The sequence below is a fragment of the Flavobacterium sp. SLB02 genome (assembly GCF_009664855.1).
GTDB lineage: Bacteria > Bacteroidota > Bacteroidia > Flavobacteriales > Flavobacteriaceae > Flavobacterium.
On sequence record NZ_CP045928.1, the window covers coordinates 4,674,741 to 4,694,460 of the forward strand.

The window sequence follows — 19,720 nt, forward strand, 5'->3', positions numbered from 1 at the left end:
GACATCATATTGCAAACTGTAAATTTCATTTTCTTTAATTTTCGTGAGGCAAATTTGCAAACTATTTTTTAATCAGCCAAACAAAAACTAAAATATTTTCTATTACCCTATCAAATTAGTATATTACTGTTAAATTTATGGTATAAAAAATAAAAAAAGTTGAACTTTAATTTGCAAATCAAAATGGTTTTGTACTTTTGCACCCGAATACGGAGGAAAAATTTGAACTGATTGCAACCTCTTCATAATGAAACGGTTCGTTATGAATGCTGAAAGATAAATTTCGGCATTAAAAAATGCTAAAGCAGACTATCTCCTTTAGCCCTTTTTAAGCAATTTTTTTCCTCACTTAATTTTAATTTAATAAATTATTATGGCTTATTTATTTACGTCAGAATCTGTTAGTGAAGGGCATCCAGACAAAGTTGCAGATCAAATTTCGGATGCATTAATTGATAACTTTTTGGCATTTGATGCTGACTCAAAAGTAGCTTGCGAAACTCTTGTTACTACAGGTCAGGTAATTTTAGCTGGTGAAGTAAAATCGAATACTTATCTTGATGTGCAGCAAATTGCCCGTGATGTAATCCGTAAAATTGGATATACAAAAAGCGAGTATATGTTTGAGGCTAATTCTTGTGGAATTCTTTCAGCAATTCATGAGCAATCAGCAGATATTAATCAAGGGGTTGACAGAGCTAAGCCAGAAGAGCAAGGTGCAGGAGACCAGGGAATGATGTTTGGTTACGCAACTAACGAAACTGAAAACTACATGCCATTAGCACTTGATTTATCTCATAAATTATTACAGGAATTAGCAATTTTAAGACGTGAGAATAACGAAATCACTTATTTACGTCCTGATGCAAAATCGCAGGTAACTTTAGAATATAGCGATGATAACAAACCAACTCGTATTGATGCGATTGTAATCTCGACTCAACACGATGATTTTGATGAAGAGGCTACAATGTTGGCTAAAATCAAGAAAGATATCATCGAAATTTTGATTCCAAGAATCATTGCAAAAAATCCAACACACGCGCATTTATTCAATGATAAAATCAACTACCATATTAACCCAACAGGAAAATTCGTTATTGGAGGACCTCACGGAGATACTGGTTTAACAGGAAGAAAAATCATTGTAGATACTTACGGTGGTAAAGGTGCTCACGGTGGTGGTGCATTCTCTGGAAAAGATCCAAGTAAAGTAGACAGAAGTGCTGCTTATGCTACACGTCATATCGCTAAAAACTTAGTGGCTGCAGGTGTTGCTGACGAAATCTTAGTACAGGTTTCTTATGCAATTGGAGTTGCTGAACCAATGGGAATCTTTATTGATACTTACGGAACTTCTAAAGTAAACTTAACTAACGGTGAAATTGCTAAAAAAGTAGAAGCTATCTTTGATATGCGTCCTTACTTTATCGAGCAACGTTTGAAATTAAGAAACCCTATTTATAGCGAAACTGCTGCTTACGGACACATGGGACGTAAACCAGAAGTAGTAACTAAAACTTTTTCTGCTCCGGGAGGAAATGTAAAAACAGTTACTGTTGAGTTATTTACATGGGAAAAACTTGATTTCGTTGACAAAGTAAAAGCTGAATTTGGATTGTAATTCAATCTTAAATTTTACATATAAAAAGAGGCTGTCTATTCATTTTTTAGACAGCCTCTTTTATTTTTTGTTAGTTTTTATCTGTAGCTAAATTCGACGCGGATAAAACGGATTTACTTCGTAAAGTCGCGGATAAAAACGGATTTTTTTCCTAGTTTATTTTCTTTGATAGAAATAAAAAAACTACCGGTTATTATAATCCAATTTAAAAAGTATGCATAAAAAAGGCTTTCTGAAAGTTTTAAGAAAGCCTTTTTATTTTTAGAGACTACAAATCTGCGTTTTCGCGGTAGCGAATCCATTTTATCTGCGTCTTAATTTCAATACAAATAAAACAGAATTTATCGCTCTAATTGTACATTAGGTAATGTTTTAGGACGAGAAGCATCGTTAGATAAAATCCATCCTGTGCGGTACATCCATTCGGTCATTTTATGCAACTTCACGAAATCAATGTTTTCAGATTCATCCATTGGTGTGTGGTACTGGCTGTGCAAAACACTGGTATAGAAAACAGATGGAATTCCTCTTTTTGCATAAGGCAAATGGTCTGAACGGAAATAAAAATATTCAGGATGTTCCGGTCTGTCCCAAAGTTTATCCAAATCGAATTTAGGCCCTTCATCATTTGCTTTTTTGGCAATTGCAACCAAATCTGATGAGTTTTCATGAGGAGAACTCGAACCTAAAAGAGCGGCCTGATTTACGTTATTTCTACCAATCATATCTCCGTTTAATACTGCAATAATATCTTTTTCCGGAACTGTTGGGTGCGCTGCATACCATCTTGACCCTAACAATCCGCGTTCTTCTGCACCGTGAAACACAAACAGAGATGTTCTTTTTCCCGGTTGTTTTTTGTAAGCTCTTGCAATAGCCAGCATTGCTACGCAAGTACTTGCATTATCATCAGCACCGTTATAAATAGAATCCTTACCGTATTTTTGTCTTACACCATCATGATCCTGATGTCCGCTAAAAAGAACATATTCCTTTTTTAATTTAGGATCTGTTCCCTCTACTATTCCAACGACATTTACTGATGGATATTTATAGGTTTCAGAAATTACTTCTGTAGACAAAAGATCTTTTGTTGTTTTTAAATAGGCTAACTGATCATTATGCACCCAGAAAACCGGCATTGTTGATCCAATTTTATCGCGAACTCCTTCAATTCCGTAAAGACCTCTTGTCATTTGTGGTTCTACCTGAGACCAGCTTTCTTCGGCAAATGCATCTGCTACCAAAATAAGTGCCGATGCTCCCTTTTTTACTACAAGCTCATAATATTTATTTCGAACAAGACCCGGATAACGTCTGTCAAAAAGCGAAATATCATCTGCAATTCCTTCTTTCGAAGCTAATAAAACAACTGCTTTTCCTTTTACGTCGGCTTTCTCAATCTCTTCTTTTGTTGCGGCTCCTAAATATACCAATGGTGCATCTACTTTTATATTGGTAGTTTCTGCAACAAGAACATCTTTCCACAATTTATATTCTTTTGATCCAATTTTAAATTTTGTATTAGGAGTTACCTGATGCCTGTACATATCAAAAAACTGGAAATAAGTTCCGTCATCACCTGCCGGGGCCATTCCTGCTTCTTTTGCTTTATTGGCCAGCCACATCGACACCTTTAATTCATCAAGAGTTCCTGCTTCACGACCATTAAAGTGATCACCAGCCATCTGGTACATATCAGTTTTAAGGTCTTTGTCTGTAATTGCTGAAACTAGCGGTTTTTTAATTGCCTGCGAAAAAACTACTCCTCCGTAAGCAATCAAAACGAGTATCATTTTATTTTTCATACGTTTTAATTTAGTATTTCAAACTTAGTAATTTATAGATAAAAAAAATGCTATTTGGATTTGAAATAGTACTGAAATGCTAAATCAATAAAATCACAGGAACATTTTTTTTGCATTATTATTTTTATTTGGTTATCCCTTACAATTTAGCTTACTTTATACAAAATAACTGATTAAAAAATGAGCCGACTTCCATCGTTACAAAACGTTCTAAACGCAACACTAAATACCATTCTTAGATTTCCACTCGAAATCATAACTGCGATTTCAGGAACTATTTTTGCCATTATCCTTAATGAACTAGACTATCAGGATTCAAACAAAGAAATTTACCAAAAAGCTTTAATGAGCTGTTCATTATGTCTGGTTTTATTTCTTTCTGTGAGTTTATTTTTTATCGCTGCAAAAAAGAGTACCATTCTGCGTTTGGTTACCAGTATCGTTCTGGGTGCATTAATTGTACTCTTTGTTTTTGGTTTTCATCAACGAATTACAGAAATAGAAATGCAGCAATTTTTAGTGCTTAACGTTGCGTTGCATTTGTTGGTTTCATTTGCCGGTTTTCTACCAAGAACCTATAATCAGGATGAATTTTGGGAATTCAACAAGCAGCTTTTTCTTCGAATTTTAACTTCCGGATTGTATAGTATTGTACTTTACTGCGGTCTGGTGCTGGCTATATTAGCTATTGATAAATTGTTTAAGGTTGAATTTTACGATCATATTTATCTTCATATCTTTTTTGTTATTGCGGGAATCTTTAATACTATTTTCTTTTTAAACGGTGTTCCAGAAACCAATAACAGCCAAAATCCGTTGGTTTTAAAATATCCTAAAGGACTTAAAAACTTTACTCAATATGTTTTGCTACCACTAGTAAGTCTTTATCTGGTTATTTTAATATGTTACGAAGCTAAAATTCTTGTCACACTTTCATTGCCTGTAGGCTGGGTTTCCTATCTTGTTTTGGTATTTGCCATTTTCGGAATTCTTTCTTTTTTATTAATTCATCCCATTGCGACTGAAACTGCTAATCTCTGGATGAGAACCTTTAGTCGTTGGTTCTATTTCTTATTGATTCCGTTATTGGGATTGCTATTTTGGGCGATTTTGTATAGAATTAATCTTTACGGCTTTACGCACGAACGTTATTATGTTATATTACTATCAATATGGCTGTCTATTGTTGTGGGGTATTTTCTAATTTCAAAACATCCAAAAATAAAGTTCATTCCTATAAGTATGTGTCTGGCCGGACTGTTTTCTATTGTTGGTCCGCAAAGTGCTAATTCTATTTCAAAATACAGTCAGTTATCCCGATTTGAATTTTATATGGAAAAACCAAATCAAAAATTAACTTTCGAACAAGAACAGGATTTAAGTAGTATCGTTTCTTTTTTAGAAGATAATTATGGTGTAGAAAGTTTGGTTCCTTATGCTAAAGACAAACTTGAAGCGCTTCTTAAAAAACAAAAATCTCCTAGTGATTATGAAATCATGAAAAGCTTAGGATTTGAATACCGATCTCCATATGATCGAAAAAATGACAACGATGGCTCTTTCTATTATTATTTTTATGGACATAACGATAATACAGTAGAAAACATTCATGGACAGGATTTTTTATTTACACTATTTAATAATAATGATTTTAATTGCGATAAGTGTACTTCAATAGATGGAAAAATATATAGTATAAAATCAAAAAAGACAGATTATGGTCTGGATTTACAAATTAATCAAGACATTATTCCTTTAAAAATAAATGATTTTGTTACTAAGAATTCTGTCTTTAGAAGAAACAATAATACAAATGAAAATGTCATACAAAAGATCGAAAATTCAAAATATACAATTACATTAAACTATATTAGTGTGAATGGTAAAATCGGAAAAGAAAAGAAAATCATAAGCAATTATCAGATTAAAGTGATGGTTGGCATTAAAAAATAAAAAAGAACCCGACAAGATTTTCAACTTTGTCGGGTTTTTTATTTTGAAATTGAAAACAAAACTTAGTACGTTCCGTTTTGCATTTTAGATAATGTTTCGCGAATGTCTGTAGCGGTTTCTTCTTCTACATAATCGGTTAAATATTTAACAGCGAGAGTTTGTGTTGTAATCGCTTTTTCTTTTTGTCCGTCTTTATAATACAACTGTGCCAGTGTATCTAAATAGTAAGGATTGTTTTTACTGACCACCAAACTATATTCTGACCATGTAATTGCCGACTTTATAAAACCAGTATTGCCAAGTTTTGAAACTACTGTCCATGAAGCTTCATTACACAAGTTCGAATGGTATTCCTTAAAAGCATTCCATCCATTATATGAATATTCAGAGTTAGGATCGATCGAAGTAAACATTGTATCTAGTTTTTCGATAACGCTTCCTTTATCTGCAGCGAGATTAGCATTAAAATAAGTACTAAATTCTTTTAAATAATTGGTATTTGAGCCGTCTCTATCTTGTATCTCAGCCAAATAAGTAAAGTAATTTTGATAACATTCAAAGTTCCCTTTTCCTGCGGCAATTAGTTTTTTATAAACTGAAATCGTTTTGCTGTCCCCTTTTGCTGCCGGAGTATTGTTTTCAACAACATAAGTATTTTGCTGTAAAGCTGTCGCAATCTCAGTATTTAAACTTCCTATTACATGCGTTTCTCCTTCTTTGGCAGTAAAAGCAGCACGTTCTGCATCAATAGCATCGTAATGTTTTATCAAATAATCTATTGCAAGAAAATCGGTATCATTTAAAACCTTGTCATCTTTAAAAAACTGTTTCGAGAATCCCTGATTTTTTATTTCTTTCAAAATGGTTTCTACCAAATACATATTCGGTTTTGTATCTTTTTGATGAGCTTCAATCAACTTTTTCCAAACCTGAGCAATTTCCTTTTTATCTAAGGTTACATTTGCAAACTTAAATTCTGCAGCGTTATCATCAGTTGTTACAGTATAATCCGTTTCATAATCATACGGTATTTCGAGAACTGCTACCTTATTAAAAGCCTGAATCAAATCAGCATCACTCGCTTTTTTATTTTTCAGTGTTTTATTAAAATCTAATAATCCATCTGTTCTTTGCAATTTTTTATAAAGCCCGTCATAATAATTAAACTGATATTGTTTATCCTTAAAATTAGATTTTGCAGTGGCTAGAATCTCTCCATTATTATTCAAAATAACAATGCTTGGAGAATCTGTAATTTTATTGCTTTTTAGCCATTTTTTATCATTTTCTGTTGTCAGGTAATAATTATATAAGTCATATTCCGGATGGTATGCATCATACATTGTATAACTCATCTGGCTTTCCTGATCTTTTATAGCAGCATCAAAATCAGCTTTCGCCGAAGGATTTTTATTGTCAACTACAACTGCCAAAAACTTATTCCTGGCATTTTTATTAGATGAAATAGCACTTTTAAGGTCGTTTTCGATTTTTAATTTAAAATCAAATGCCGGAGCATAAGAATCTACTGCTACAGCTGTTGAATCAGTTGCTAAACCAAAATCTTCACTTACTAAGGGTTCTTTTCCGGGATAATTCCAATCTGAAATTATTTTATTCTCTAACGGAATCACTTTCGAAACTTTTTCAGGCTGTTTGTCTTTTGCATTGCGAAATACTAACGGATCTTTTCCCGACTGTTCAGAGATCATCAACTCACTTGTTTTCTGATCAAAAAAACCTTTAATATTTAAATCCCCCAGAACTTCAGGCTGGTATTTTATTGCAATTTCTGAAACTTCTTTTGGCAAAGCAAATTTAGACACTCTGCTTTTTCCGCCATATTCTTCATAAACTAAATACAAATAATCTGCACGTTCGATTTCAAAATCTACATCAAGTTTATCTCCTTCAGGATTTACTTTTTCTCTAATATCGGATAATCTTTGATACTGAATATCTTCTGGTCCCTTTTGTGTACCTATATAAAACGAATAATAGTAAACAGCATCTGAGAACTTTACTTTAACTTTTTTTGCTTTTTTATCATTTTTAAAGGCAAGATCAAAAGCACTTTCTGATTTTGTACCAGGGACAAACAATAATGAATCGCCTTTAACTTCATAATCGCCTGAATAAAAAACCAATTCGTATTTATTATCCTCTAATAAATTCAACTTAATCTTCTGTCCTTTATTAGTGGACAAATAAGATCCTTTTTCGATATTTTTTGTTTGAGAAAAAGAAGCAGAAATTAAACAAAAGAAAGCCAAGAAACTCCATATAAAATTACGCATGCTTAAAATTTTAGTTGTTACTATTTAAACAAAGATATTTCTTTCTTATTTAAAAAAAGCATCAAAATATAATGAAGTGTAATTAAAATACTATAAATTATATTTCATCGAAAAGATAATATAACGGGGTTGTACTGTATATTGTGACACTCTTGTAGAAAACTGCGAGAAGCTGTCATCATTAAGATATTTAGTATTTAGTAAGTTGGTAGCCGACAATTTATACTCCCATTTGCTATCCTTTTTTTGATAAATTAAACTGGCACTTAAAAAATCATATTCGTTATCGACTGATTTATTGCCATTGTAATAATGGTAAAACTCATATTCTGAGACAAACGAAAAACTATCCAGGAAATAATAATCTAATCTTGCAAAAGGTTTATCTGTATAATACGTTGAGCCGCTATATTTGTTAATCAAGGCATTATAACCAAACTCAATATTGGGTAAGTTTTTATAATTTGTTGAAGCTTTTACGGTATAACTTTGACTAAAACTTTCTGTAGTAGCCAACTCATTATTCTGAATATTATTGAACTTAGACCAATTGAAACTCGCATTTACAGAGGCTTTATAATTCTTTAAAAACGAACGTCCGTAATTTCCCATTCCGCTAAAAGTTTCATCTGCCAAATTAGAATTATAAGGTGATGATGACTGGTTAATACCCGTAAAATCTGCACTCGTTTTAATGGCATCTACTTTTTTGGTATAAGTTGCATTAGCAAAAATGTTCTCGAAATTGAACATATTGTATTTGAAATAACGTACGGAATGTACCTGCGAAGTTGCGTTCTCTAACAAACGATTTCCGCGGAACAAACTACTGTAATCAGATAAAACATAACCCCCAGCCAACTGATTAATATCTGTAAAATCATTGGTCAGAGAGAAATTATAGGTTAGCGTTTCTGCTTTTTTGATTTGATACAGCGCAAAAAAATCAGGCAGTACTTTTATAAAATTTTGAGAGTAATCCGTTCCTGATTGCGTGTTTTTCATATTATAGGAATGCACGCTAACTCCGGGAGTCAAAGTAAATTTTCCTGCCAGAATTTTATAATGAAATCCAAGAAATACATCATTAAAATTATAGTTTACCTTATTGTTGTTATCGGGATCATTTAAATCATTTCGGTCTCCGTTATCCAACATTTGAAAAATATGCGAGTTAAAATCCTGATACGAGAATGTATTTCCAAGTGTAATATTGATGTTGCTTTTTGGTGTTACCATATAATAGTAATCCAGTTTAGCATCTAGCTTATTGGTTTTTACAAATCGATCCTGATTCAGGTCATTTCTTTGCTGTCCAGAAGTATAACCCGCTAAATCAAAAGGCTGTGTACGTAAATTAGCGTTGTAAAACGGATTTTCGTCCTGATACAAATGCTGCATTTCAAAAGCAAAAATATTTTTATCGCTTTGTGTATAGTATAAACTCAGATCTTGTTTTATAGATGTTGGATCCTGTTTTTTACCGGTAAGGATTGTTTCTAAAGTCGAAACTTTATTCACTACGGATTCACGCAACAAATCTGTATCTTCATTTTGCTTGGATAATTTCGTTAAAATATCATAATCAAACTGAAATTTATCATTTGGCTTATACGTCGAACTTAATTTAAAAAGTCCCAGATTATTTTTCTGATGCGTTTCTTCATCTCTTTTTTGTTCATCTCCCGATTCTAAAATCGTCGTTTGCGATTTGGTTTCCAGATCTGTTTTTGAAGTCGATAAGATTCCGAAACCGCTAATATTCCATTTTTTTGTAATGGAATAAGCAAAGTTTGTCGCCCCAAATTTCGTTTCAATTTCTTTCGCACGGTTGTTTCTCAAAATAGAAATTCCTAAGTCATTTGACGAAACATTAAAATTACTTCCGCCCTTTTGCATCATGTTTTTAAATCCTCCTGTGAATTTAAAATAATCCTGAGCTGTTAATGGCAATTCACCAATATTATTAAAATTGGTAATTACATTAATACTGTATTTAGGACTGTAATAAAATAATTTAGGATTAATGATATAACGACTATCCAATTCTCCCACTCCTGTTCCGGCCGTTACATCTCCAAACCAAAAGTTCTTTTTACCTTCTTTCAGCTTAATATTCATCGCTACATTATCCTGATCGTTTCCTAAACCTTTTAAAGCTCCAACTTCATTATAATTCCTTAAAACCTGAATTTTATCAATTGCATCGGCAGGAATATTTTTAACGCCAAGTTTGGTGTCTCCGTCAAAAAAATCTTTGCCTTCGACCATAAGTTTACTCACTTTTTTACCTTCTACTTCAATTTCTCCATCGGCATTTACCTCTACTCCCGGAAGTTTTTTCAATACATCCTCCAGCTTTTTTTCGGTTCCGGATTTAAAAGAATCTGCATTGTACACAATGGTATCTCCTTTTATAGAAACCGGCATTTCGCGTACAATTTCAACACCTTTAAGCTCGATTCCGGCATCATCCATAATAATATTCTGAACTATGTTTGCACTTTGCGTTGCAATAGAAATCTCTTTCGATTTCATTCCCAGATAACTTACTTTAATAGCATAAGAAGTATTAGGCTTCAATGTAAGTTGAAACTTTCCTTTGTCGTTGGTAATTCCGTAAGAATCCATTGCTTTGGTAGCCATATTAATCGCCATAATATTGGCCATTTCTAACGGATTTTTTTGCTCATCCTGAATAAAACCATCAAAACGAACACTTTGAGAAAAACATAAAGAAGTAAATAAAAAGGCGAGTATAAAAAGAGTTTTGTTCATTAAGGAGATGATTAGAATAAAATATTTATAGAATAAAGACTTATCTTGCAATCGTTTGTGCCGATCCGCTTGAACGACCACGATTCATTTCTCTAAATTCTTCCATTTTTTTAACTACTGTTTCATCATAATCTTTCTGCGAGACTACTTTTCCTTTTTTAGAAGGTTTGATATCCACTTTGTCTTTAGCATTCAAAACAATTTTCGAACATAAAATTGTAGTGGTTCCGTCATTTATTTCTAAAATTAAACCAGGAAGTCCCCAATAATTTTCAGGACCTTGGTTTACAGGAATTTCAGGCGTATACCAAGCCGTTACAACAATTTCTTTTGGCAACTCAAAATTGTCTTCGAAATTGGTTTTAGTTTGTCCTGAAGTTTTTTTAGCTTCCTCTTTTTTATCATCGGTTTTTTTAGGTCTAAAGTTTCTAAAATCGGTTTTACTTGGTTCTTTTACCGCAGTGGCTTTGTAGCAATTGTACCCGCCAATTTGTTTGGTTTCCTGCTCCAATTTCCAATTTAGTTTTGGCAGTGAATCTATAACCAGAAATTCCTTGCCCATAAATTCTTTATCTACCGTATACGATTTTGTTTTAACATCTTTATAGAAAGTGCCTCCGCCTCCCATCATCGAACTCACCATAACACGAAAACCACCTTGTTGGCCTGGAGCTTCGAGTTTTTCTTCTTCTTTATAAATAGAAGCCGATTTATCAAAATTCAGAATAAAAGTTTTTTCCAGCATTTTTTTCATGCGCTCTTCCATACTCTTTTGCATTTCCGGCGTAATATCACGATTCCCGCCTCGCATGCCTTCAAATTTTGGCGGCTGCGTTTTCGATTCATAAACAGCCATTCCCTGAAAATCTTTTTGAGCCTGCATTTGTGTAAATGCGAATATGAAAGACATATAATAGAATACTTTTTTCATTGTGTTTTATTTAAAATTGAGTTAGCCTAATATAACATATACTCAAATGTATTATTTATTTTAAAATACGGAAAGTTAAATATATCAATACCATTAAAATATAGACAAAACCGACTATTACTTAGACTATTAGATCCTAATAGGATTTAAGGACTAAATGTCCATTAATTGCGTAATTTCTATGATGGTTTTTCGTAATTTGGCTGTTTAGAAAACCAACATCATGAGTAAAACGGTACATTTTTTTTTAAACCTGCTTTTTATAGCCTGCTCTTTTACTGTTGTTTTTTCACAAAATCAAAAAATAAAAGCAACCTCTGTTTCTCGTCTCTCAACTGATGCTGATGATTTTTCAGGTTACGATTCTTTTGGATATTCTTATCAGATTAAAAATAATGTTTTCAGCAAAATCAAAGGCAAAGAGTTATTTGAGTATAAAAATATTTCATTAGGAAAAATTACCAAAGTCGATTTACAAAATCCACTTAAGATTGTTTTATTCTATGAAGATTTTAATACCGTTGTATTATTAGACAATCAGCTCAATAAGGTCACAGAAATTAATTTTTCTCTCAACAATACACCCATTGTTGTGTCGGCGATCGGAATGTCTACACAAAATCAGGTATGGATTTACAATGCATTAAACCAGCAAATAAGCCTTTTCGACTATTTAAAAAATGAATACAAAACAGTTTCGACTCCATTGATAGAAACCCTAAAATATTACCAAACCGACTTTAATACCTTTTATTGGATTGATAAAAAAAACAATTGGTTTTCCTGCGATATTTTCGGAAAAACAACTGCTTTAGGAAAAGTATCTGATTTTGATTCCATCGAAATAATCAATAATCATCAATATCTTTTTAGCAAAGCTAATTTGTTGTATTTTAAAGACATTACAAGTACAAATTCAAGTGCATTTTCTGAAATTGAAATTTTAGAAAAATCGTTTGACAAATTCTGCTACAAAGACCAAATTTTATCTATTTTTACAGCTAAAGAAATAACAAATTATAAAATCGTAACACCGTAATGCACATAGCAATAGCAGGAAATATAGGAGCAGGAAAAACAACTTTAACTAAATTATTGGCCAAACATTTCAAATGGGAACCTCATTATGAAGATGTAGTTGATAATCCGTATTTAGATGATTTTTACCATCAAATGGAGCGCTGGTCGTTTAATTTGCAGATTTATTTCCTTAACAGCCGTTTCCGTCAGGTATTGCAAATTCGCGAAAGCGGAAAGAAAATCATTCAGGACAGAACGATTTATGAAGATGCCTACATCTTTGCTCCCAACTTATATTCGATGGGATTAATGACAAGTCGCGATTTCGAAAACTATACTTCACTTTTTGAATTAATGGAATCATTGGTAAAAGCTCCTGATTTATTAATTTATCTAAGAAGTTCTATTCCTAATCTTGTTGGACAAATTCACAAACGCGGACGTGATTACGAAAACTCTATTTCTATTGATTATTTAAGCCGTTTGAACGAAAGATACGAAGCCTGGGTACAAACGTATACTAAAGGAAAATTATTGATTATTGATGTTGATAATATAAACTTTGTAGATAATCCGGAAGATTTAGGAAACATCATTAATAGAATTGATGCTGAATTGAATGGGTTGTTTTAAACACTAATTGCACGAATTTACACGAAATAAAAAAATGCCTCTAAAATATTTAGAGGCACTTTTGTTTTTAAGAAACTTTGTCAAAGTTTAAAACTTTGACAAAGTTGTTTTATTTAGCAGTAGCTGTACTAATTTTTGCTTCAACTTCTTCTTCTGTTCCTTCGTAAACTTCGGTTGTTGTTTTACCATTAGCAGTTTTCGTTACAGTTCCGACGGTTTTGCCATTGTCATTTCTTAAATCAACACGAACTGACGTTTTATCATATTTACTAGTATCAAAACAATCTGTTTTTTGGTATTTTCCAGTGGTATCAAAATGGGCTAAACATTTTGCTGTTTCTTCAGCCGTGCAGCCTTTTTCTTTACACATTTTAATACATTCTTCTTTTGTCATTCCAGACATGTCACCACATTTAGAAATACCTGCATGCATCTCTGTTTTAGCACAACACGAACCTTTTTCAGCCAAACCTGCTGTAGCATGTCCTTCACCTAAAATAGGCGCAATTACCAAACCAATAAGGCAAGTTAACTTGATCAAAATATTCATTGATGGCCCAGAAGTATCTTTAAACGGATCTCCAACTGTATCTCCGGTTACGGCTGCTTTATGTGCATCAGAACCTTTGTAGGTCATCTCTCCGTTGATTAAAACTCCTGCTTCAAAAGATTTTTTAGCATTGTCCCAGGCACCTCCGGCATTGTTTTGAAAAACCGCCCAAAGTACACCAGAAACGGTAACTCCAGCCATATATCCTCCTAACATTTCAGCAATTAACTGATTGTTATCTGCATAAACTAATTTTCCTAAAAGTACAATTGCAATAGGGAAACCAATTGTAAGTATTCCTGGCAACATCATTTCGCGTAAAGCGGCTTTTGTAGAAATCTCAACACATTTTCCGTATTCCGGTTTTCCGGTTCCTTCCATAATTCCAGGAATCTCCTTAAACTGACGACGAACTTCATACACCATATCCATAGCAGCTTTCCCTACAGAGTTCATGGCCAAAGCCGAGAATACTACCGGAATCATTCCACCCACAAATAACATGGCCAAAACTGGCGCTTTAAAAATATTGATTCCGTCAATTCCTGTAAATGTTACGTAAGCTGCAAATAAAGCTAGTGATGTTAAAGCGGCAGAAGCAATTGCAAATCCTTTTCCGGTTGCTGCAGTTGTATTTCCTACTGAATCTAAAATATCGGTTCTGGTACGAACTTCTTTTGGCAATTCGCTCATTTCGGCAATTCCTCCAGCATTGTCAGAAATTGGCCCGAAAGCATCAATTGCCAATTGCATTGCTGTAGTTGCCATCATTGCTGAAGCTGCTAAAGCTACTCCGTAAAATCCTGCCAAGGCATACGAAATCCAGATTGCGGCTGCGAACAAAATTACAGTTGGAAAAGTAGAAATCATTCCCGTTGCCAATCCTGCAATAACGTTTGTTCCTGCTCCTGTAGATGATTTTTGCACAATTGCCATAACAGGTTTTGTACCTAATCCTGTATAATATTCTGTAACTGATGAAATAGCTCCACCCACTACTAAGCCAACTAAAGTGGCATAAAAAACACGCATTGATGAGATATCTTTAGAACCTTCTCCAAAAAAGCTCATTTGCATGGTTTCCGGCAACATATATTTTACTAAGAAGAAACAGGCAATTGCGGTTAAAACAATCGAAACCCAGTTTCCTATATTTAATGCTTTTTGTACCTGTGCTTCCTTGGCATTATCATCAGAAATCTTTACTAATGTAGTTCCGATAATTGAAAATAATATTCCGAAACCAGCAATCGCCATTGGTAATAAAATTGGTCCAATTCCGCCAAAGATATCCTGAATATTTCCGCCCATATCTTTGATCACGTAGTTTCCTAAAACCATAGCTGCCAAAACAGTTGCTACATACGAACCAAATAAATCGGCTCCCATACCTGCAACGTCTCCAACATTATCTCCCACGTTATCTGCAATTGTAGCCGGATTACGAGGATCATCTTCCGGAATTCCTGCCTCTACTTTACCCACTAAATCGGCCCCAACATCCGCTGCTTTTGTGTAGATTCCTCCACCAACTCTGGCAAACAAAGCAATTGATTCTGCACCTAAAGAGAATCCGGCTAAAGTTTCTAAAACCTTAGTCATATCTTCAGATGAAGTCCAAACCCCATTCATAAATATTTGAAAGAAAACAATAAAAAATCCTGTCAGACCTAAAACAGCCAGACCTGCAACTCCAAGTCCCATTACGGTACCACCGCCAAAAGAAACTTTTAAGGCTTGTGGCAAACTTGTACGGGCAGCCTGCGTGGTTCTAACATTTGTTTTAGTGGCTATTTTCATTCCCATATTTCCAGCTAACGCCGAGAAAAATGCTCCAAAAATAAACGCCACTACTATTAATATATGTGTAGTAGGAACAATAAAAGAAATTCCGGCTAAAACTATACTGGCACCAATTACGAAAAAGGTCAGTAATCGGTATTCTGCTTTTAAAAATGCTAATGCGCCTTCGTAGATGTAATCTGAGATCTCTTTCATCTTGCCATCGCCAGCATCTTGTTTTAGGACCCAAGTCCTTTTTATTGCCATGAAGAGTAATCCTATAATTGCCATAACAATTGGCAAGTAAATCATAAATTCGTTCATAATATTATAATGGTTATTGGTTAATATTCAATACACTACGTAAAACGAATTTAAACAAAAAAGCAATACTCCTGACGGCAGTATTGCTTTTTTTATAATAGAATAGGGTAAAAATTATTTAATACTAAATAATCCCTCTGGTTTATTTTCAATATCATCAAAACGCTTTGTACACTCCGCAATAATTGTAAATGCTTCGTTTACATCTCCCCAACCTTCTACATCTACTTGTTTGTTTTCAAGGTCTTTGTAAACCTGGAAGAAATGCTCGATTTCTTTTAATAAGTGACCGTTAATATCTGAAAGGTCATTTAGTGAATTCCAGATTGGATCTGAAACCGGTACACAAATGATTTTTTCGTCTGGTCCTTTATCATCTGCCATATGGAAAACTCCAATTGGCTTTACTTCTATCACACAACCAGGAAAAGTTGGCTCGTTTATTAAAACTAATACATCAAGAGGATCTCCGTCAAGTGCTAAAGTTTCAGGAATAAATCCGTAATCAGCCGGGTACATCATCGAAGAGAATAACATTCTGTCGAAACGCATTCTTTTGATTTCAAAATCGTACTCGTATTTATTTCTACTTCCACGTGGTATTTCGATTAATACATCGAAAGTTGTTAATTTGTCTGCGGTCATTTTCGTTTTTTATTATTTCTATAATTTCGATTGCAAAAGTAACTAAACAATCCTTTTTTACAATAAAAAACTTCATTAATATGCCTACTTTTCTTTTAAATAACAGACAGTTAATATGTAATTTTCCTGTTTCTCTTATTTAAGTAATAATGCCACAGCAAATATGTTGCATAAGATCGGTACGGACTCCACTGTTGCGCATGAATTTCCATTTCGTTTTTATCATGAATATCCAATAATTCTTTGATTGTATTGACAACTGCAATATCGCCTAACGGAATTAAATCGGGTTCCTGAAGACAAAACATCAAGTAAATATCGATGGTCCAGTTTCCTATTCCTTTTAGCTTAATGAGTTCTTCCCGAACTTCTTTTGCGGTTTTTGCTGCTAAACTTTCGATATCTAATTCCTGGTTTAAAACTGCGTCTGCCAATACTTTAATATATTTTGTTTTTTGACGGCTTACTCCTAAAGTTCGAAACTCTTCATCTGACAAAACAGCCATTGTTTCGGGGTTGCAAGTGGTGTAGGCTTTTATTTTTAAGAAGGTGGCTTTCGCCGAATCTATAGAGACTTGTTGCTCGAGAATCAATAACACCAAGGTTTCGAAACCTTGCGGGCGTTTCGGGATTGGAGGTAATCCGTATTTGTTGATGATCTCCTGAAATATTGAATTTTTTGTGGATAGAAAATCGATGGCTTCTTGCATGGCTTGATTTAAGTCTATTCAAAATTAAATAAAAAAGAATCTCGCAAAGACGCCAAGTCGCTAAGTTTTTAAATTCTTTGCGTCTCTGCGTCTTTGCGAGATTATTAAATAGCTTTCGCTTTATTTAGAAATAGAATCCAAACGAACCTTTTACTGCAAATTTATTAGCATCCGGCGTATTCAGGTAACTACCTCTCCAGGAGAAATCGATACGAAATACTTTGAAGATATTTCCGATTCCGGCGTTGTACTCCCAATACACGTTTTCTGGTGCATTATAGGGTTGCGCCGATGCATTGATTGCTCTGTTAGCATCTGAAATTGTTCCGTAAACTCCTTTTACTCCAACGAATTCTCTCCAGTTTAGTTTTCTCATAAATGGAATTCTGGCGAATAATCTTCCTCCAAAATCATGATTCCATTGCAGAGTAGTATACTGGTCGGTAATAAATTCGTAGAAATTTAAGTTACTGAATGTGTTTTCGATCGTAAAATAAGTCTGGTTACCCGGAATTACACTCATTAATCCTAACGGAATTGTACCAAAGGTTTTTCCGGTTTCAAGAATAATGTTTGATCTTCCTAATGGCCCAATTATAATAGGCTGTTTGTAAAATAATTGTATTTTTTCGTAAGCAAAATCACTTTGCATAACTCCTTTTAGTCCGTAACTAAAGTTAACAAAGAAATGACTAAACGGACTGTCTACAAGGCTACGTTCTACCCCAAAACCAATAGTTTTACGATTGGGCATAAATTCAAACTGAACATTGGCTTCAAACTGCTTTACTGCACTTTGTATAACTCCTGCAGGAATTGCGGCCGTTGGCAACGTTGTATAATAATCAAGACTAAACGTTGGTGAGGCAGATTCTAATGTCCTGTATGAAACACCTGCCTGAACAACAAAGTTTTTTAAGGGCTCCATTTCGACTGAAACGTTGCTTAGGTTAATATTGGTTAATTTTCCGTTACTTCCTGTTGTAAATAAGGCTGAGGAAGCAAAACTTCGTCCTAAAATATCATTTGTTGTGGTTAAGCTGGCACCAATTTGCTCGATGTCGCGCCTGTTTCCTCCGGAAATAATGATTCGTTTTTTCTTGTCGAGCATCCATTTTCCTGAAACTCCGTATTTGAATTTATTATCATCAAACCCGTACGCGGTATACGCTTGTATACGCCAAGGATCATTTGGTCCAAAATAGGTTCTTCCTCCTGCTCTAATCCTTAAACCTTCGACTTCATTATAACCAAAAGTGGAGAATATTGGTCCGAAATCGAAGTTTTTAAATTCGACGTAACCGCTGCCTAAAATCGAGACAAGGCTGTATAACTGTTTAAATCGCTTGACGGTTTGCAGTGTATCTAGCATTTTGTAAATACCGGCTTCATCTTTATTTAATTTCTCGAAACGATTTTCTTCCCAGAATTCAGGCGGTCGTTCATAAACAGCATTGTCTATATAGTTGACTTCTTCTTTATAAAACTTCTCCGGTTTCTGGATATTAAATTTATGATTACGATAGAGCGTTGTTCGTTTTCCGTAAACACCTTTTGATTTTTCTTTTTTGTTTAAAGCAAAATCCGACATCATGTAATCGCGGGTCAATAGAAAAACAGAATCGTTTTCTACCTCGAATTCCTGCTCGATATAAATATCTTTTACCCAGTTAATATTGGCACTTTTGGTAACACCCATATTAATTTTCTTGATCGCAAAAGTTGAATCGTTTACCCAAAAGTCTCCTTTGAAGGTTAATTCGTTTTTACGTCTTGGATAAAAAACAATATTATAACACCATTTTTTATCAATAAAAGCACTGTCTTTTAAGACATAATTGTAAACGTCAATTCCGGTTCTTGAAAGCGGACTAGTAAAACTTTTATCGAAAAACTTAAGGTGATTATCGTAAATATTATAATCTGAATAAAGGTCTTTTACAAAGGAAAGAATCTGCTGATTTCCGTTGAAACCTGACATTTTATTTCCGGTAATGTTCTCTTTTACTTTCTTTAATTTATTATCACCGTAAACATCATAAACAGATTCGTTGATGAAAATTGGAAGATAAGTTTTACCCGTAACATCAGATGTGTCAACATGCTTAAACACAAACTCCATTCCCTTAAAGAGTTTGTTTTTCATAAAAGCACTATCGATTGTGTTCATATCAAACTCAACCTTCTCGTACTTTTGCATTTGATATTGATTGAATTGGTACAAACCGTTTTTACGTTTTCGTTCCCAAATTTTTCTCAATATGTCTAATGCAGGATTATTTTTTTTAGATGTTTTTCCGGTAAAAATTACTACTTCATTTAATGCCTCAGCTTCGCTTAAAACTATTTTAAAATCATAGTTTACTGCTTTCTCTAATGGAACTTCCCTATCTGAAAATCCTGCAGAACTTACTAATAAAGCGGTATAAGTTGTTGGCGATTCAAGATAAAAACGACCGTCTTCATTAGATACTATTCCTGTATTTGATCCTTTAAAAACAATATTGGCAAACGGAACAGGCTGATTCGATTTGTCCAAAACAATTCCACTCACTTTAGTTTGTGCAGTAGCAATAGCCGCAAATGCGAATACAAAAAATAGGCTGAGTAAAATTATTTTTTTCATTTATCTGAGCAAAAAAAAAACTTCATCAATTAACTATGA

Annotated in this window: 12 protein-coding genes; 4 read left to right on the forward strand and 8 right to left on the reverse strand. The window is 33.7% G+C overall.

Annotated features, from left to right (window positions below):
- Positions 1–373 precede the first annotated feature (373 nt).
- Positions 374–1,624 (forward strand): methionine adenosyltransferase, encoded by a 1,251-nt coding sequence (metK, locus tag GIY83_RS17445; RefSeq protein WP_194615930.1) that lies wholly within the window; start codon positions 374–376, stop codon positions 1,622–1,624.
- Between the two features lie 341 nt (positions 1,625–1,965).
- Here metK and GIY83_RS17450 read toward each other — a convergent pair whose 3' ends face one another.
- Positions 1,966–3,432: a M28 family metallopeptidase gene (locus GIY83_RS17450; protein WP_208682642.1), complete on the reverse strand. Its 1,467-nt coding sequence runs from the start codon at positions 3,430–3,432 to the stop codon at positions 1,966–1,968.
- A gap of 180 nt (positions 3,433–3,612) precedes the next feature.
- Between GIY83_RS17450 and GIY83_RS17455 the strand changes: the two genes are divergently transcribed.
- Positions 3,613–5,385, forward strand: a complete 1,773-nt coding sequence (locus GIY83_RS17455) for a DUF4153 domain-containing protein (protein ID WP_208682644.1) — start codon at positions 3,613–3,615, stop codon at positions 5,383–5,385.
- A 62-nt stretch (positions 5,386–5,447) separates the two neighbouring features.
- Here GIY83_RS17455 and GIY83_RS17460 read toward each other — a convergent pair whose 3' ends face one another.
- The 3 genes from GIY83_RS17460 to GIY83_RS17470 all read right to left on the reverse strand — a co-directional run bounded on the left by GIY83_RS17460 (position 5,448) and on the right by GIY83_RS17470 (position 11,391).
- Positions 5,448–7,682, reverse strand: a complete 2,235-nt coding sequence (locus GIY83_RS17460) for a hypothetical protein (protein WP_208682646.1) — start codon at positions 7,680–7,682, stop codon at positions 5,448–5,450.
- Between the two features lie 90 nt (positions 7,683–7,772).
- Positions 7,773–10,460 carry a carboxypeptidase-like regulatory domain-containing protein gene (locus GIY83_RS17465; protein WP_208682648.1) on the reverse strand — a complete coding sequence of 896 codons (2,688 nt, stop codon included), beginning with the start codon at positions 10,458–10,460 and terminating at the stop codon, positions 7,773–7,775.
- Between the two features lie 40 nt (positions 10,461–10,500).
- Positions 10,501–11,391, reverse strand: a complete 891-nt coding sequence (locus GIY83_RS17470; RefSeq protein WP_208682650.1) for a GLPGLI family protein — start codon at positions 11,389–11,391, stop codon at positions 10,501–10,503.
- Positions 11,392–11,614: 223 nt separating this feature from the next.
- On the opposite strand from GIY83_RS17470, the gene GIY83_RS17475 reads away from it, so the two are divergent.
- Together GIY83_RS17475 and GIY83_RS17480 are read left to right on the forward strand one after the other, a co-directional pair.
- Positions 11,615–12,430 carry a hypothetical protein gene (locus GIY83_RS17475; RefSeq protein WP_208682651.1) on the forward strand — a complete coding sequence of 272 codons (816 nt, stop codon included), beginning with the start codon at positions 11,615–11,617 and terminating at the stop codon, positions 12,428–12,430.
- Positions 12,430–13,044, forward strand: a complete 615-nt coding sequence (locus GIY83_RS17480; RefSeq protein WP_041516522.1) for a deoxynucleoside kinase — start codon at positions 12,430–12,432, stop codon at positions 13,042–13,044. The genes GIY83_RS17475 and GIY83_RS17480 overlap by 1 nt, the downstream gene beginning before the upstream one ends.
- A 109-nt stretch (positions 13,045–13,153) precedes the next feature.
- Here the strand turns inward: GIY83_RS17480 and GIY83_RS17485 are convergent, their stop codons facing one another.
- From GIY83_RS17485 to GIY83_RS17500, 4 genes are all read right to left on the reverse strand, one after another.
- Entirely contained in the window at positions 13,154–15,700 is a 2,547-nt protein-coding gene (locus GIY83_RS17485; RefSeq protein WP_208682652.1) for a sodium-translocating pyrophosphatase, read from the reverse strand.
- Between the two features lie 114 nt (positions 15,701–15,814).
- Entirely contained in the window at positions 15,815–16,345 is a 531-nt protein-coding gene (locus GIY83_RS17490) for an inorganic diphosphatase (protein WP_194615922.1), read from the reverse strand.
- A 110-nt stretch (positions 16,346–16,455) separates the two neighbouring features.
- Entirely contained in the window at positions 16,456–17,055 is a 600-nt protein-coding gene (locus GIY83_RS17495; RefSeq protein WP_194615921.1) for a DNA-3-methyladenine glycosylase, read from the reverse strand.
- A 124-nt stretch (positions 17,056–17,179) separates the two neighbouring features.
- The gene (locus GIY83_RS17500) at positions 17,180–19,681 is read right to left on the reverse strand and encodes a DUF5686 and carboxypeptidase-like regulatory domain-containing protein (protein WP_208682653.1); all 2,502 of its coding nucleotides are present in this window, start codon (positions 19,679–19,681) and stop codon (positions 17,180–17,182) included.
- Between the last annotated feature and the right edge of the window lie 39 nt (positions 19,682–19,720).

Excerpts from the sequence above, each read along its gene's own strand:
- metK (WP_194615930.1), top strand. The coding sequence starts at position 374 with ATGGCTTATTTATTTACGTCAGAATCTGTTAGTGAAGGGCATCCAGAC.
- GIY83_RS17450 (WP_208682642.1), bottom strand. The coding sequence starts at position 3,432 with ATGAAAAATAAAATGATACTCGTTTTGATTGCTTACGGAGGAGTAGTT.
- GIY83_RS17455 (WP_208682644.1), top strand. The coding sequence starts at position 3,613 with ATGAGCCGACTTCCATCGTTACAAAACGTTCTAAACGCAACACTAAAT.
- GIY83_RS17460 (WP_208682646.1), bottom strand. The coding sequence starts at position 7,682 with ATGCGTAATTTTATATGGAGTTTCTTGGCTTTCTTTTGTTTAATTTCT.
- GIY83_RS17465 (WP_208682648.1), bottom strand. The coding sequence starts at position 10,460 with ATGAACAAAACTCTTTTTATACTCGCCTTTTTATTTACTTCTTTATGT.
- GIY83_RS17470 (WP_208682650.1), bottom strand. The coding sequence starts at position 11,391 with ATGAAAAAAGTATTCTATTATATGTCTTTCATATTCGCATTTACACAA.
- GIY83_RS17475 (WP_208682651.1), top strand. The coding sequence starts at position 11,615 with ATGAGTAAAACGGTACATTTTTTTTTAAACCTGCTTTTTATAGCCTGC.
- GIY83_RS17480 (WP_041516522.1), top strand. The coding sequence starts at position 12,430 with ATGCACATAGCAATAGCAGGAAATATAGGAGCAGGAAAAACAACTTTA.
- GIY83_RS17485 (WP_208682652.1), bottom strand. The coding sequence starts at position 15,700 with ATGAACGAATTTATGATTTACTTGCCAATTGTTATGGCAATTATAGGA.
- GIY83_RS17490 (WP_194615922.1), bottom strand. The coding sequence starts at position 16,345 with ATGACCGCAGACAAATTAACAACTTTCGATGTATTAATCGAAATACCA.
- GIY83_RS17495 (WP_194615921.1), bottom strand. The coding sequence starts at position 17,055 with ATGCAAGAAGCCATCGATTTTCTATCCACAAAAAATTCAATATTTCAG.
- GIY83_RS17500 (WP_208682653.1), bottom strand. The coding sequence starts at position 19,681 with ATGAAAAAAATAATTTTACTCAGCCTATTTTTTGTATTCGCATTTGCG.